Annotated in this window: 16 protein-coding genes; 10 read left to right on the top strand and 6 right to left on the bottom strand. The window is 69.3% G+C overall.

Features of this window, described 5'->3' with window-relative positions:
• The first annotated feature begins 54 nt into the window (after positions 1–54).
• From ACZ5PO_RS04875 to ACZ5PO_RS04835, 9 genes are read left to right on the top strand one after another with little or no spacing between them, the layout of a single operon-like run.
• Positions 55–537 (top strand): MSMEG_0572/Sll0783 family nitrogen starvation response protein, encoded by a 483-nt coding sequence (locus ACZ5PO_RS04875; RefSeq protein WP_464190838.1) that lies wholly within the window; start codon positions 55–57, stop codon positions 535–537.
• A gap of 46 nt (positions 538–583) precedes the next feature.
• Positions 584–1,654: a Nit6803 family nitrilase gene (locus tag ACZ5PO_RS04870; RefSeq protein WP_464190836.1), complete on the top strand. Its 1,071-nt coding sequence runs from the start codon at positions 584–586 to the stop codon at positions 1,652–1,654.
• Positions 1,563–2,699: an MSMEG_0568 family radical SAM protein gene (locus ACZ5PO_RS04865; RefSeq protein ID WP_464190833.1), complete on the top strand. Its 1,137-nt coding sequence runs from the start codon at positions 1,563–1,565 to the stop codon at positions 2,697–2,699. Before ACZ5PO_RS04870 ends, ACZ5PO_RS04865 begins: the two co-directional genes overlap by 92 nt.
• A complete protein-coding gene (locus ACZ5PO_RS04860) occupies positions 2,696–3,238 on the top strand; it encodes an MSMEG_0567/Sll0786 family nitrogen starvation N-acetyltransferase (protein WP_464190831.1) in 543 nt (180 codons plus the stop codon). The genes ACZ5PO_RS04865 and ACZ5PO_RS04860 overlap by 4 nt, the downstream gene beginning before the upstream one ends.
• Positions 3,238–4,218 carry a sll0787 family AIR synthase-like protein gene (locus ACZ5PO_RS04855; RefSeq protein WP_464196676.1) on the top strand — a complete coding sequence of 327 codons (981 nt, stop codon included), beginning with the start codon at positions 3,238–3,240 and terminating at the stop codon, positions 4,216–4,218. The genes ACZ5PO_RS04860 and ACZ5PO_RS04855 overlap by 1 nt, the downstream gene beginning before the upstream one ends.
• Positions 4,218–5,372, top strand: coding sequence for an MSMEG_0565 family glycosyltransferase (locus ACZ5PO_RS04850; protein WP_464190829.1), 1,155 nt, complete (start codon positions 4,218–4,220; stop codon positions 5,370–5,372). The genes ACZ5PO_RS04855 and ACZ5PO_RS04850 overlap by 1 nt, the downstream gene beginning before the upstream one ends.
• Complete coding sequence (locus ACZ5PO_RS04845; RefSeq protein WP_464190827.1) at positions 5,365–5,652, top strand: MSMEG_0570 family nitrogen starvation response protein; 288 nt, start codon at positions 5,365–5,367, stop codon at positions 5,650–5,652. The genes ACZ5PO_RS04850 and ACZ5PO_RS04845 overlap by 8 nt, the downstream gene beginning before the upstream one ends.
• A 16-nt stretch (positions 5,653–5,668) precedes the next feature.
• On the top strand, positions 5,669–6,946 hold the full coding sequence (locus ACZ5PO_RS04840; RefSeq protein ID WP_464190825.1) for an MSMEG_0569 family flavin-dependent oxidoreductase: 1,278 nt from the start codon (positions 5,669–5,671) through the stop codon (positions 6,944–6,946).
• A gap of 38 nt (positions 6,947–6,984) precedes the next feature.
• Entirely contained in the window at positions 6,985–7,242 is a 258-nt protein-coding gene (locus ACZ5PO_RS04835; protein WP_464190822.1) for a hypothetical protein, read from the top strand.
• A 59-nt stretch (positions 7,243–7,301) separates the two neighbouring features.
• On the opposite strand, the gene ACZ5PO_RS04830 is transcribed toward ACZ5PO_RS04835, so the two are convergent.
• Entirely contained in the window at positions 7,302–7,871 is a 570-nt protein-coding gene (locus ACZ5PO_RS04830; protein ID WP_464190820.1) for a dihydrofolate reductase family protein, read from the bottom strand.
• A gap of 51 nt (positions 7,872–7,922) precedes the next feature.
• Here ACZ5PO_RS04830 and ACZ5PO_RS04825 point away from each other — a divergent pair, with 51 nt between their 5' ends.
• Positions 7,923–8,495 (top strand): TetR/AcrR family transcriptional regulator, encoded by a 573-nt coding sequence (locus ACZ5PO_RS04825; protein ID WP_464190818.1) that lies wholly within the window; start codon positions 7,923–7,925, stop codon positions 8,493–8,495.
• Between the two features lie 124 nt (positions 8,496–8,619).
• On the opposite strand, the gene ACZ5PO_RS04820 is transcribed toward ACZ5PO_RS04825, so the two are convergent.
• From ACZ5PO_RS04820 to ACZ5PO_RS04800, 5 genes are all read right to left on the bottom strand, one after another.
• On the bottom strand, positions 8,620–8,943 hold the full coding sequence (locus tag ACZ5PO_RS04820; protein ID WP_464190815.1) for a VOC family protein: 324 nt from the start codon (positions 8,941–8,943) through the stop codon (positions 8,620–8,622).
• A 463-nt stretch (positions 8,944–9,406) separates the two neighbouring features.
• On the bottom strand, positions 9,407–10,663 hold the full coding sequence (locus ACZ5PO_RS04815; RefSeq protein ID WP_464190813.1) for a beta-ketoacyl-[acyl-carrier-protein] synthase family protein: 1,257 nt from the start codon (positions 10,661–10,663) through the stop codon (positions 9,407–9,409).
• A gap of 26 nt (positions 10,664–10,689) precedes the next feature.
• Complete coding sequence (locus ACZ5PO_RS04810) at positions 10,690–11,388, bottom strand: ABC transporter ATP-binding protein (protein ID WP_464190811.1); 699 nt, start codon at positions 11,386–11,388, stop codon at positions 10,690–10,692.
• Entirely contained in the window at positions 11,375–12,100 is a 726-nt protein-coding gene (locus ACZ5PO_RS04805) for an ABC transporter ATP-binding protein (RefSeq protein WP_464190809.1), read from the bottom strand. The genes ACZ5PO_RS04810 and ACZ5PO_RS04805 overlap by 14 nt, the downstream gene beginning before the upstream one ends.
• Complete coding sequence (locus tag ACZ5PO_RS04800) at positions 12,100–13,134, bottom strand: branched-chain amino acid ABC transporter permease (RefSeq protein WP_464196674.1); 1,035 nt, start codon at positions 13,132–13,134, stop codon at positions 12,100–12,102. Before ACZ5PO_RS04800 ends, ACZ5PO_RS04805 begins: the two co-directional genes overlap by 1 nt.
• Between the last annotated feature and the right edge of the window lie 5 nt (positions 13,135–13,139).

Below are 13,139 nucleotides of genomic sequence, written 5' to 3'. Positions count from 1 at the left end.
GCCTTGTGCGTCGGCCGGACCGTCGTCGGCCAGCCAAGTCTCAAGGAGTGCCTCATGCCTGCCGTTACGCTGCCGCCCCGTCAGAAAGGCGATTTCCTCGTCGACTACGAGGACAAGAAGTTCGAGGACGTGAAGGCCGCCCCGGGTGAGAAAGCCCTGGTCACCTTCCACACGGTCGCCTTCGAAGGCTCGATCGGCCTGGTCAACCTGCTGCAGGCGCTCAGGCTGCTGCGCAAGGGCTTCGAGACCTCGGTGCTGCTCTACGGCCCGGGCGTCACCCTCGGCGTGCAGCGCGGCTTTCCCAAGATCGGCGACGAGGCCTTCCCCGGCCACCAGAACTTCAACAACCAGATCACCAAGTTCATGGACGAGGGAGGCAAGGTTTATGCCTGCCGCTTCGCCCTGCAGGCGCTCTACGGCCACGGCGAGCCTTCGCTCATCCCCGGCATCATCCCGATCAGCCCCCTCGACGTGCTGGACCTGATCCTTCTGCACCGGAAGGACGACGCCTTCATGCTCCACACGTGGACGCTGTGAAGATTTGGACGCTGTGACCATTCGGATGCTCTGACGGAGGCCTGACATGGCGGAGACGACAAAGGTCCGGGTCGCGGCTGTCCAGATCGCTCCCGATCTGGACAGCGGCGCAGGCACGCTGGAGCGCGTTCTCGCCGCGCTCGACGAAGCAGCCGCCAAGGGCGCGAAGCTCGTGGTTTTCCCCGAGACCTTCCTGCCCTGGTACCCCTACTTCTCCTTTGTCTTGCCGCCGGTCCTCACCGGCGCCGAGCACCTGCGGCTCTACGAGCACGCCGTCGTGGTGCCCGGGCCGGCGACCGAGGCCGTCGCCGCCGCGGCGCGGCGGCTCGGTACGGTGGTCGTGCTCGGCGTCAACGAGCGCGATCACGGCTCGCTCTACAACGCCCAGCTGGTGTTCGACGCCGACGGCAGCCTGCTGCTCAAGCGCCGCAAGCTCACGCCGACCTTCCACGAGCGCATGATCTGGGGCCAGGGCGACGGCGCGGGCCTGCGCGTGGTGCCCACCGCCGTCGGCCGCCTCGGTGCGCTCGCCTGCTGGGAGCACTACAACCCGCTCGCCCGCTACGCCCTCATGGCGCAGCATGAGGAGATCCACGCCGCCCAGTTCCCGGGCTCGCTGGTGGGGCCGATCTTCGCCGACCAGATCGAGGTGACGATCCGCCACCACGCGCTCGAGGCCGGCTGCTTCGTCGTCAACGCCACCGGCTGGCTCACCGAGGAGCAGATCGCCCGCATCGCCCCCCAGGAGGCGCTGCGCAAGGCGCTCACCGGCGGCTGCATGACGGCCATCGTCTCGCCCGAGGGCAGCCACGTGGTGCCGCCGCTGACCCAGGGCGAAGGCATCCTCGTCGCCGACATCGACCTCGCCCTGATCACCAAGCGCAAGCGGATGATGGACTCGGTCGGCCATTACGCGCGGCCCGAGCTCATGAGCCTCGCGCTCGACAACCGCCCGGCCGCGCCCATGCGCGCCGCCACCTCCTTCGACTTAAGCCCTTTCCCTGCCAGCTCCGGGAGCCGTTCCGATGAAGGCGATCAGTCTGCGCACCGATCTCAAGCCGCTGCCGACGGAGACCTTGATCAACGAGTTGCAGTCCTTCGGAGTGCGGCTGGCTGATCCCAAGGCCGGGGTCGCCAGCCGCCGCGGCGGCGCCGGCCCCTCGGACCACAAGGCCCTCACCATCGACGGCGTCACCGTGATGGTGCCGGTGCATACGGCGCCGGCCTTCGAGAGCCCGTATCTGGTGGAAGAGCCCGACGCCTTCGGCATGAGCCGCATCAGCCGCGACGGACTGCCCATCGGCCAGGTGAGCTTCCCGGCGCAGCCGAGGTTCTACGGCCTCACCACGGCGGACGGCATTCCCTATTCCAAGATCGCCGTGCTGCACGGGCGCGACGTGCTGGCCACGACGGTGCTGCAGACCTGCATCCGCTACCAGAGCCGCACCAAGACCTGTCAGTTCTGCGCCATCGGCCAGTCGCTGGCGGCCGGCCGCACCGTCGCCCACAAGACGCCGGCGCAGCTCGCCGAGGTGGCCAAGGCGGCGGTCGAGCTCGACGGCGTCAGGCACATGGTGATGACGACGGGCACGCCGCCCGGCTCCGACCGGGGCGCTGCCGTCCTCGCTGCCAGCGCCGCCGCCGTGAAGGCTGCGGTCGAGCTGCCGATCCAGGTGCAATGCGAGCCGCCCGACGACGACGCCTGGTTCGGGCGCCTCAAGGCCGCGGGAGCCGACGCCCTCGGCATGCACCTGGAAGCCGTGGGCGAGGCGCTGCGCGCCCGCATCATGCCGGGCAAGGCACAGGTGTCGGTCGAGCGCTACTTCAAGGCGTTCGAAGCGGCCGTGCCGGTGTTCGGGCGCGGCCAGGTCTCCACCTACATCCTCGCCGGGCTGGGCGACACGGCCGACGAGATCCTCGCCGTCTGCCGGCGGCTCACCGCGATCGGCGTCTATCCGTTCGTGGTGCCGTTCGTGCCGATCTCCGGCACGCCGCTGGAAAGCCACCCCACGCCGACGCCGGGCTTCATGCACGCGATCCTCGGGCCACTGTCGCGCCTCCTGGTCGACAGCGGCCTGAAGGCGGTGGACGTCAAGGCCGGCTGCGCCAGGTGCGGCGCCTGCTCGGCCCTCTCCAGCTACGAACAGAGGGCCTGCGCATGATCTTCGAGCCGTTCGAGCGCTTCCTCGCCGCCGAGTTCCAGGTGAAGTACGCCACCGAGGCCTGGGAGCGGCGCGCCGCGGCACGGCTGCGGCGGCAGGTGTTCTGCATCGAGCAGCGCATCTTCGCGGGCGACGACCGCGACGCCATCGACGACGTGGCCATCCCGCTGGTGGCGCTGTCGCTCATGGGCGTCGCGGCCAACGACGTGGTCGGCACCGTGCGCATCCACGAGGCCGAGGACGGCGTTTGGTGGGGCTCGCGCCTCGCCGTCGACCGCGACTACCGCCGCGTCGGCGCGCTCGGGGCGACGCTGATCAGGCTCGCCGTCTGCTCCGCTCACGCGCGCGGCTGCCGGCGCTTCCTCGCCCACGTGCAGAGCCAGAACGAGGCGCTATTCCACAAGCTCAACTGGCGCACGACGGAGGCGATCGAGCTGCACGGCCATCCGCACGTGCGCATGGAGGCGGATCTCGACCATTACCCGCCGTTCACCGCGGTCGAGACCGGCTTCCATGCCCTGGCCCGGCGGGCCGCATGATGATCGGTCCAGCCGCGTTCGCAGCGCTTGCCGCGCAGATCCGCACCGGCCGCGGGCTGGCGGCGAAGGCCGACATCGGCCTTGCCGCAGCCGCGCTCGGCCTCTCCGGCGCCGGCGCCGTGCCGGTCGGCGACGACTGCGCGGCGATCCCCGACGGCGACGGCTTCCTGCTGTTCGCCATCGAAGGCTTCATGAACGAGTTCGTCGCCGCCGATCCGTGGTTCGCCGGCTGGTGCGGGGTCATGGTGAACCTGTCGGACATCGCCGCCATGGGCGGCCGGCCGGTCGCAGTCGTCGATGCGCTCTGGGCCAACGGCGCCGACGAGGCGGGGCCGGTGCTCCAGGGCCTGCGGGCGGCAGCCGAGCGCTATGGCGTGCCGATCGTCGGCGGCCACACCAACGTGCGCGCCGACCGCCGCCAGCTTTCGGTCGCCGTGCTCGGCCGGGCCCAGCGCCTGCTCACCAGCTTCGCGGCGCGGCCGGGCGAGCGGCTGATCGCGGCGGTCGACCTGCGCGGCCGCTACCGCGAGCCGTTCGCCAACTGGGAAGCGGCGACGGATGCGCCGGGCGACCGCCTGCGGGCGGACCTGGGGCTGCTGCCGGAGATCGCCGAGGCGGGGCTCGCCTGCGCCGGCAAGGACATCAGCCAGGCGGGCCTCGTCGGCACGGCGGCGATGCTCGCCGAATGCTCCGGCGTGGGCGTCGCTATCGATGTTGCCGCGGTGCCGACGCCTGCGGACGTCGACCCGGCCCGCTGGCTCATGAGCTTTCCGAGCTATGGCTACCTGCTGACCGCGGCGCCGGCGGACGTGCCGGCGATCGTCGGCCGCTTTGCAGCGCGGGGCATCGCGGCCGCGGACATCGGCGCCGTCAACGCGAGCGGGCTCGTCACCCTGGTCCATGACGGCGCCTGCGAGACGATCTGGAACGTCGCCGCCGAGCCGCTGCTCGGCTGCGGGCCCAGGCAGGAGGCGGCCTGATGCGTGCGCTGCGGATCGCCATCCTCGCCCACTCCGCCAACCCGCGCGGCGGCGTCGTGCATGCGCTCGAGCTCGCCGAGGCGCTCGTGCGCCTCGGCCACGAGCCGGTCGTGCATGCGCCCGACGCCCGCGGCACGGGCTTCTTCCGCGCCACCGCGGCGGCGACCGTGAGCGTGCCGGCAGCCCCGGTCACCGGCGACATGACGGCCATGGTGGAGACGCGGGCCGGCGACTACGTCAGGTATTTCGCCGACGCCGCGCACCGGCGCTTCGACGTCTTCCATGCCCAGGACGGCATCTCCGGCAACGCCCTCGCGACCCTCAAGGAGCGCGGACTGATCCCCCGCTTCGTCCGCACCGTGCACCACATCGACAGCTTCGCCGATCCACGCCTGATGGGGCTGCAGGCGCGCTCGATCGTGTCCGCCGACCGGCACCTCGTGGTCAGCCGCCTCTGGCGCGAGACGCTGGCGCAGCGCTTCGGGCTCGAGGCCGCCGTCACCGGCAACGGCGTCGACCTCGATCGTTTCCGCCCGGGCACCGACGGCCGCGAGGGCGTGCTGCGCGCCACCCTCGGGCTCGGCCCGGGGCCGATCGTCCTCGCCGTCGGCGGCGTCGAGCCGCGCAAGAACACGGTGCGCATCCTGGAGGCCTTCGCCCAGGTGCGGGCGGTGTTGCCGGAGGCCGAGCTGGTCATCGCCGGCGGCGTCTCGGTGCTCGACCACGCGGCCTACCAGCAGCGCTTCACCGAAGCCTTCGCCGCGAGCGGCCTGCCCACCTCCGCCGTGATCCACGCCGGCGCGATCGCCGATGCGGACATGCCGGCGCTCTATCGTCTCGCCGACGTGCTGGCCTTCCCGTCGCTCAACGAAGGCTTCGGCCTCGTCGCCATCGAGGCCATGGCGAGCGGCGTGCCCGTCGTCGTGTCGCGGACGGCGCCGTTCACCGAGCACATCGGCGACGACGCGGCGGTCTGGTGCGACCCGGCGAGCCCCGGGTCGATCGCCAACGCCCTGCTCAGCGCCTTGCGCGACCCGTTGCGCGGCCGGGTCGTGGCCCATGGGCTGGCCGCCGTCCGGCGCTTCGACTGGGCGGCCGTGGCGCGCGCCCACCTGCCCATCTACGCCAGCCTGCGGGAGCATTCGTATGCCTGAGATGCGCTTCCATGTGCGCTGGCCCGACGGCCGCGCCGAGGCCTGCTATTCGCCCTCCCTCGTCATCAAGGACTTTTTCGCGCCCGGCGAGGTCTATCCCATCGCCGACTTCCTGGAGCGGAGCCGCACGGCGCTTGCCATCGCCAGCGACCGCGTCGCGGCCCGCTACGGCATGCCATGCGCGCGCGCCAAGGCCCAGCTCGCCCGCATCGAAGCGGCGGCCGTGCCCTTCCTCGATCACCCCCACGCCCACGTCACCGTCGTTGCGTTCGACGAATAGACCCGGAGAACCAGCCATGCCCACGAATGCGAAGCCCCATGTTCCCGTCGCCGTCATCGGCGGCGGCCAGGCCGGCCTGTCCATGAGCTATTGCCTCAAGGACGCCGGGATCGACCACGTCGTCTTCGAGCGCCGCACCGCCATGCACGCCTGGGCCACCCAGCGCTGGGACAATTTTTGCCTGGTGACGCCGAACTGGCAGTGCCAGCTGCCGGGTCTGCCCTACGACGGCGCCGACCCGCACGGCTTCATGAAGCGCGGCGAGATTCTCGCCTATCTCGCCCGCTTCAAGGCAGCCGTCGACGCGCCCCTGCGCGAGGGCGTCGCCGTCGAGCGCGTCGCGCCGCTTGATGAAGGCGGCTATGCGATCGTCACCTCGGAGGGCGAGTACACCGCCGACCAGGTGGTGGTGGCCGCCGGCGGCTACCAGACGCCGATCATCCCGCGCGCGGCCGAGCGGCTGCCCGCCGACATCACGCAGATGCACTCCGAGCAGTACCGCAACGCCGACGCGCTGCCGGCCGGCGCCGTGCTGGTGGTGGGCTCGGGCCAGTCCGGCGCCCAGATCGCCGAGGACCTGCACCTGGCCGGGCGGCAGGTGCACCTGGCGGTGGGCGACGCGCCGCGCTGCGCCCGCTTCTACCGCGGCCGCGACGTCGTCGCCTGGCTCGCCGAGATGGGCTACTACGACATGCCGGTCACGTCCCATCCGCTGCGCGAGGGCGTCCGCGACAACACCAACCACTACGTGACCGGCCGCGACGGCGGCCGCGACATCGATCTGCGCAAGTTCGCGCTGGAGGGCATGCGCCTCTACGGCCTGCTCGACGGCATCGACGGCCCGCGCGTCAGCTTCCGCCCGACGTTGCAGGCAGCGCTCGACCAGGCCGACAAGACCTACAACGGCATCAACGCGGCGATCGACAAGTACATCGCCGAGCAGGGCATCGCGGCGCCTGCGGCGAGCGTCTACGAGCCGGTGTGGCAGCCCGACGGCGAGCCCGCGACGCTCGATCTCGCGGCCGAGGGCATCACCTCGATCATCTGGTGCATCGGCTTCACGCCCGATTTCCGCTGGCTCGACGCCCCGGTCTTCAACGGCCAGGGCCATCCCAAGCACGTGCGCGGCGTCACCGCCCAGGAGGGGCTCTACTTCCTCGGCCTGCCCTGGCTGCACACCTGGGGTTCCGGCCGCTTCTCCGGCGTCGCCCGCGACGCCGAGCACCTGGCCCGCTGCATCGAGGCGCGCGCGGGAAAGCCTGACCGGGCCCCGGCGCTGCGGCTGGCGGTGTGAGGGGGCGAATTGTCGGATGCCTCCGATATAGTCAGCGCATGACAAAGCTGCCGGGCAAGGCCATCAGAACGGTTCGCGATCTGCCCGCCGACGTGCAAGACGACATCGCCCGCGTCGTTTTGCAGTTGGCCGGAAGCAAAGAGCCCGCGCTATGGCTGGCCGATGAGGAAAAAGCCTCATTCGCCCAATCACGGGCAGAAGCTGCACGCCGGAGTTTGCGTCCGACGAGGATATACAGGCGATTTGGACGAAGCATGGCCTGTGAGAATTCGCGACACCCCTACCGCTCGCCGTGAACTGGCAGACCTATTTTAAGAAGACGAAGATCGAGGGCGAGATCCGGCATGAGGCGCCATCACGTCGTGCCACGCGATACGGCATCTTCGCTCCGCGAAGAGTGGTCGAAGGCGTAGTGAAGGCGAACGCAGCCTTGGTCGAGCGCGCTGGCCTGAAGCAAGCGCAGACCCGTCCGAAAACCTGTTGGGGGAAAGAGTGGTCTTCCGCCGCCTATGAGCTCCGGCATCACATAGATCTCGATTTCGTCCAGCGCGCATCGCTCGATGAAGGCCATCTGCAGTTTCCCTCCGCCGAGAAGCCAGACATCCCCGTCGCTGAGGCCTCGCAACTCCGTGATGAGATCGTCGACGTCGCTTCGCGTCTCCAGGCGTCCCTTTGGTGTCGGAATTGGTCTGGAGGTGACAACCAGAACGCGCTGTTCGTCGTAGGCCCAAGGAGAGTCGTCCTTTGCGAGAAAGTCATAGGTGCCTCGCCCCATGACAACCGTCCTGATGCGCTTGATGAACTTGCGGTAATCGTGCTCGCCAAGATCGAGATCGTCGTACGCGAACAGCCAATCGAGGCTGTCCTCTTCGGTGGCGATGAAACCATCGAGGCTGGTTGCGATGTACCCGTGAATCTTGGCCATGCGCTTCGTCGCCCCTTGTTTATAAACGAATGATCGTTTATAAATGTCGACATGGCTAGAAGCAAGACAATTTCGGATGGCGCTGTCCTCGACAGACTGTTGGCCGTTCTGAAGATGGCGGGCCCGGAGGGGCTGACTTTTTCCAAGGCTTCGAAGGCGGCGGGATTGTCCGCCGCAACGCTCGTACAGCGTTTCGGCACTCGCGAGGCAATGATCGAGGCGGTCCTATTGCACGCCTGGGACCGCCTCGACGCGGATACCGCCGCAGCCGACGCAGAAGCTCCATCCAGCCCGACAGGTGCCATCTCTATGCTGATGCGGCTCATGCCCGGCGACGCGGCTGAGCACAGCCTCACAGACGGACTGCTCCTATTGCGAGAAGACCTGCGAAATCCGACGCTTCGGGCGCGCGGATCCGCCTGGGGCACATATCTCGCCAAGGCCTTGGGCAGGCGGCTAACCAACCAAGCTGGGCTTGCCGAGCGGCTTGGCTGGCAGATGGCCAGCGTGTGGCAGGGAGCCCTCATCTGGTGGGCATTCAAGCGCGACAGTGATCCTGATGCCTCGGTTGAGACCATACTTGAAGACTGGTGCCGGAGCGTCGGCGCCATGATAAGACGCTGATCCCACGGCGCTGGCGGGAACAATCTCACGTCGTTCATGCGCTCGCCGCCAACATCCCCATCCGATCGCTCGGCAGCCAGGACGCACCGCGCGGCCCCGGCCATCGATCGGTTGTTCCCGCTGGTTAAATATCGGCAAACACCTCCAGCAGATTACCATCCGGGTCGCGGAAGAACAGCGTGCGATGTCCAAAGGTCTGATCGGTGGGCGGCGAAAGCAGCTCGACGCCTTGCTGCACGAGCTCATCGGCGCATCGGTCGACCTCGGGAGGAGAAACCTTGAAGGCCAGCTGAAGTGAGGCGCTGCCATGGGGTACCGGAGCATCCGCAGCGGTCCGGCTCGGCTTGGCCAACGTCAAGGTGTTGCCGCCAATTTGATACTCGATCCAATTTGGCGAGAGCTCTCGTATCAATGGAAAACCGAGGATGTCTTCGTAGAACCGGCGCATTGCCGTCATGTCGCGCGTGAAAATAATGGTATAGTCGACGGCCGGATGGCTCGAAAGGCCGATCCGGCGCGTGCATCATGTTCGTTTGACTGCATTTTCATCTCTGAACCCATGATAGTCTTGCTGAGGCGCAACTGTCGCATGGCCGACGGTGGACCCGCAATCGTTCAATCCATAAGAGCTTCAGCGCGCGCTTCAGCTTATTTGCTGGGAACACTGCACCGAGGTTTAAAGTATTTGAGTGGATGGATGGCCGGGTCAAGCCCGGCCATGACGCCGGAAGGCTTGCGTCTTACCTTCATGCCGTCATGGCCGGGCTTGACCTGGCCATCCATCCACTTGAAAATCAAGCCGTCGCCGTGGCCCAAACGGGCCATCTCTGTGCAGCATCACTGTTGCACATTCCTTGCAAATTGGCCTTGCAGATTGGCTGAAGCAAGCCACTAGGTTGATCCCTGATGCCCTAATCCCGCGTCACCACCACCGACGCATTCTGCCCGCCGAAGCCGAACGAGTTGGCCTGCAAGGTCCTCACCTTGGCGGCGCGCGGCGCGCGGATGACGATGTCGAAGCGCGCCTCGCGGTCGGGCTCGTCGGTGTTGGCGGTGTAGACGAAGCGGCCCTCGTCCATGCCGCGCAGGCCGGTGATGAGGCCCATGCAGCCCGACGACGCGCCGCTGTGGCCGAGGTGGCCCTTGATCGAGGCCACCGGCAGCGCCTCCCTGCGGTCGCCGTGCACCCGGTTGATGGCGAGGATCTCCGCCTCGTCGCCCTTGGGCGTGCCGGTGGCGTGGGCGATCAGCGCGTCGACGTCCTGGGCGGCGAGCCCGGCGTCGGCGAGCGCCTGCTCCATGGCCCGCGCCTCCCAGACGCCGCTCGGGTCGGGCGAGGAGGGGTGGTAAGCGTCGGCGAGCGAGCCGTAGCCGCGCACGTAGCCCAGGATATGGGCGCCGCGGGCCCGGGCGTGCTCGCCGCGCTCCAGCACCAGCATGGCCGAGCCCTCACCGACGACGATGCCCTTGCGCTTGACGTCGAAGGGCATCATGGCGAGCCGCGGCTCGTCGCGCGGCGCCACCATGCCGTAGAGCGTGCTGGTGTAGTAGAGGGCCGGCACGAAGCCGTTCTCGGGCTGCCCGTCGGCACGGGCGAGGCCGCCCTCGGTGCCGCCGGCGATGATCACGTCGGCGCGGCCGCTGGAGATCATGTGCGCCGCCGTGCCGATGGCGTCGAGCGACGAGGCGCAGGCCGTGGTGACCGTGAGGCTCGGGCCGTGCAGGCCGTAGGCCATGGCGATCTGCGACGCCGCCATGTTGGGATAGATCTGGATCTCGGTCTTGCGCGGCACCGCCTGCGGCCCTTCGGTGTCGAGGGCGTATTGCGCCTTCATCAGGGCGCGGGCGCCGCCGATGCTGGTGCCGTGCACCACGCCGGTGCGCACCGGATCGAGCGCGCCGAGGCCCGCTTCGCCGATCGCCTGGCGGGCGGCGGCGAGGGCGAACTGGGCGAACAGGTCGGTGCCGTCCTCGATGCGCTGGTCCATCCAGTCGGAGGGCTTGAAGTCGCGCACGATGGCCCACCAGGAGGGCTCGCGGCTGTCCTTCCGGTGCCAGGGCGCCTCGCGGATGGCGCTGGCGCCGGACATCAGGCGCTCGTGGAAGGTTCGCGAGCCGAAGCCGAGCGCGGAGACGACACCGGTTCCGGTGATGGCGACGTCATGCATGGCGTTCTCCTTCGCTGAGGCCCCAGCTAAATGCCGAGATAGGCACGGCGCACGTCCGCGTGGGCCATCACGACGGCCGGCGGGCCGGCCTGGGTGATGCGGCCGTTCTCCATGACGAGCAGGTGCTCGGCGATGGCGGTGGCGAACGACGCGTTCTGCTCGGCGATCAGGATGGTCAGGCCGGCCGCATGAAGGTCGCGCAGCACGCCGGCCACGCGGCGGATCATGATCGGAGCCAGCCCCAGGCACGGCTCGTCGATGAGCAGGATGCGCGGCTCGGACATCAGCGCCCGGGCGATGGCGACGAGTTGCTGCTCGCCGCCGCTCAAGGTGCCGGCGGGCTGCTCGGCACGCTCGCCGAGCAGCGGGAAGCTCGCCATCAGCTCGTCGAGCCGCCGCCGCTTGTCCGCCGCCGAGCGCAGGAAGGCACCGAGCTCCAGGTTCTCGCGCACGCTCATCAGCGGGAACAGCTGGCGGCCCTGGGCCACCTGCACCACGCCGTGGCGCACGATGGCGTCGGTCGCCAGGCCATCGAAGCGGATCTCACCCTCGGCGACCTTGCCGCGGCAGCGCACCAGCCCGGTGAGCGCGTTGAGCGTGCTGGTCTTGCCGGCGCCGTTGGCGCCGATCAGCGCCACGATCTGCCCTTGCGGCACGGCGAAGGAGATGCCGCGCACGGCCTCGACGCGCCCGTAGGCGACCTGGAGGTTCTCAACCGTCAGCAAGCTCGGCTCCCCCGAGATAGGCTTCGATGACGCGCGGATCCGCCGTGACGTCCTGGGGGCGGCCATCGGCGATCAGGATGCCGGAATCGAGCACGACGGCGCGGCTCACCAGGCCCATGAGGAAGTGCAGGTTGTGGTCGACGACGACGACGGTCGTGCCCGCCTGATGCAGCTCGCGGATCACTGCCTGGAGGTGCTCCATCTCCTCGCCGCTCAGCCCGGCGGCGGGCTCGTCCAGCAGCAGCATGTGCGCGCCGGTCGACAACGCCATGGCGATGCCGAGCACCCGCATCAGCCCGCTCGGCAGCGAGCCCGCATCCTCGCCCGCGTGGGCATCGAGGTCGAACAGCTGCTGCGCCGTGGCGATGACCCGCGCCGAGGCATCGCCGCGGCCGCCCTTGCGCGGCCGGCGGGCGATGGCGAGGCATTCGCGCACCGTCAGGTTGGGGAAGACGCGGGCGCCCTGGAAGGTGCGCACCAGCCCGTGCGCCGCGAGCACGTTGGGCTTCCAGCCGGTGACGTCGCGGCCCTCGAAATAGACGCGGCCGCTGACCGGCCGCTGGAAGCCGCTGATGATGTTGAACAAGGTGGTCTTGCCGGCGCCGTTGGGGCCGATCAGGCCGACGAGCTCGCCGGCGGCGATGGAGGTGTCGATCCGGCGCAGCACCTCCAGGCCGCCGAAGCGATGGCCGATGCCCTCGAGCCGCAGCATCAGCGCACCTCCCGGCGTTTGGGCCTGACGAAGCGGTCGATGAGGCCGGCCACGCCCTTGGGGGCGAACAGCACCACGGCGATGATGATCAGCCCGAGGATCACCAGCCGGTAGAGCTTGGCGACGCGCAGCAGCTCCGGCAGGCCCATGAAGATGAGCGTGCCGAAGATCGGTCCCGACAGCGTGCCGAGGCCGCCGACGATGAGCATGCCGACGACGGAGATCGAGTCGGAGGCGCTCATCATTTCCGGCGAAATGAAGCCGACGAACGGTCCGTAGATGGTGCCGGCCAGCGCCGCCAGCACCGAGGTGACGACGAAGGCGGCGACCTTGTTGACCGTGACGTTGATGCCGAGGGAGGAGGCCAGCACCTCGTCCTCGCGGATCGCCACCAGCGAGCGGCCGAAGCGGCTGAAGCGGATCGCGGCGGCGATGGCGAGCGAGATCACCAGCAGCCCCGCCGCCAGCGCGTAGATGCCGCGCGTCGAGCCGAAGTCGACGCCGAGCAGCGGCTCGGGGGCGAAGCTGAGCTGCATGCCCTGCGGGCCGCCGGTGACGTCGTGCCAGTTGGCCGTGATCAGGCGGATCAGTTCGCCGAAGGCGAAGGTGATCAGCGCGAAGTGGATGCCGCCGGTGAAGCGCAGTGACGGATAGCCGATCGCCGCCGCCAGCACGGCGGCCGCCGCCGCGGTGGGGGGCAGCGAGCCCCAGAAGCTCATGTCGAAGTCGCGGATGAGGATGGCGGAGATGTAGGCGCCGAGCCCGTAGAAGGCGGCGTGCGCCAGAGCGAACTGGCCGGCGAAGCCCATGATGATGTTGAGCGAGACGGCGAGCACGCCTTGCAGCGCCAGCAGCGTGCCGAGGTAGACGATGTAGCGCGAGCTCGCCGTCGCCGGCACCGCGAGCAGCGCCGCCAGCGCGGCGATGCCGAGCACGGTGACGATGGTGCGGCGCGCGCCGGTGGCGCCGAGTGCGGCGCGCCAGGCGCCGGGGGCCTTGGCCTGCGCGCCGGATGCGGTGGCGAGGTCGGGCATGTCGG

The sequence above is a fragment of the Chelatococcus sp. KU-N122 genome, assembly GCF_055391085.1.
Note: the sequence above shows the minus strand (reverse complement) of the source record. Positions and strands in the feature narration are given on the sequence as shown.

Bases quoted from the DNA above. Each gene is read 5' to 3' on its own strand.
- ACZ5PO_RS04875 (WP_464190838.1), top strand. From the start codon at position 55: ATGCCTGCCGTTACGCTGCCGCCCCGTCAGAAAGGCGATTTCCTCGTC.
- ACZ5PO_RS04870 (WP_464190836.1), top strand. From the start codon at position 584: ATGGCGGAGACGACAAAGGTCCGGGTCGCGGCTGTCCAGATCGCTCCC.
- ACZ5PO_RS04865 (WP_464190833.1), top strand. From the start codon at position 1,563: ATGAAGGCGATCAGTCTGCGCACCGATCTCAAGCCGCTGCCGACGGAG.
- ACZ5PO_RS04860 (WP_464190831.1), top strand. From the start codon at position 2,696: ATGATCTTCGAGCCGTTCGAGCGCTTCCTCGCCGCCGAGTTCCAGGTG.
- ACZ5PO_RS04855 (WP_464196676.1), top strand. From the start codon at position 3,238: ATGATCGGTCCAGCCGCGTTCGCAGCGCTTGCCGCGCAGATCCGCACC.
- ACZ5PO_RS04850 (WP_464190829.1), top strand. From the start codon at position 4,218: ATGCGTGCGCTGCGGATCGCCATCCTCGCCCACTCCGCCAACCCGCGC.
- ACZ5PO_RS04845 (WP_464190827.1), top strand. From the start codon at position 5,365: ATGCCTGAGATGCGCTTCCATGTGCGCTGGCCCGACGGCCGCGCCGAG.
- ACZ5PO_RS04840 (WP_464190825.1), top strand. From the start codon at position 5,669: ATGCCCACGAATGCGAAGCCCCATGTTCCCGTCGCCGTCATCGGCGGC.
- ACZ5PO_RS04835 (WP_464190822.1), top strand. From the start codon at position 6,985: ATGACAAAGCTGCCGGGCAAGGCCATCAGAACGGTTCGCGATCTGCCC.
- ACZ5PO_RS04830 (WP_464190820.1), bottom strand. From the start codon at position 7,871: ATGGCCAAGATTCACGGGTACATCGCAACCAGCCTCGATGGTTTCATC.
- ACZ5PO_RS04825 (WP_464190818.1), top strand. From the start codon at position 7,923: ATGGCTAGAAGCAAGACAATTTCGGATGGCGCTGTCCTCGACAGACTG.
- ACZ5PO_RS04820 (WP_464190815.1), bottom strand. From the start codon at position 8,943: ATGCGCCGGTTCTACGAAGACATCCTCGGTTTTCCATTGATACGAGAG.
- ACZ5PO_RS04815 (WP_464190813.1), bottom strand. From the start codon at position 10,663: ATGCATGACGTCGCCATCACCGGAACCGGTGTCGTCTCCGCGCTCGGC.
- ACZ5PO_RS04805 (WP_464190809.1), bottom strand. From the start codon at position 12,100: ATGCTGCGGCTCGAGGGCATCGGCCATCGCTTCGGCGGCCTGGAGGTG.
- ACZ5PO_RS04800 (WP_464196674.1), bottom strand. From the start codon at position 13,134: ATGCCCGACCTCGCCACCGCATCCGGCGCGCAGGCCAAGGCCCCCGGC.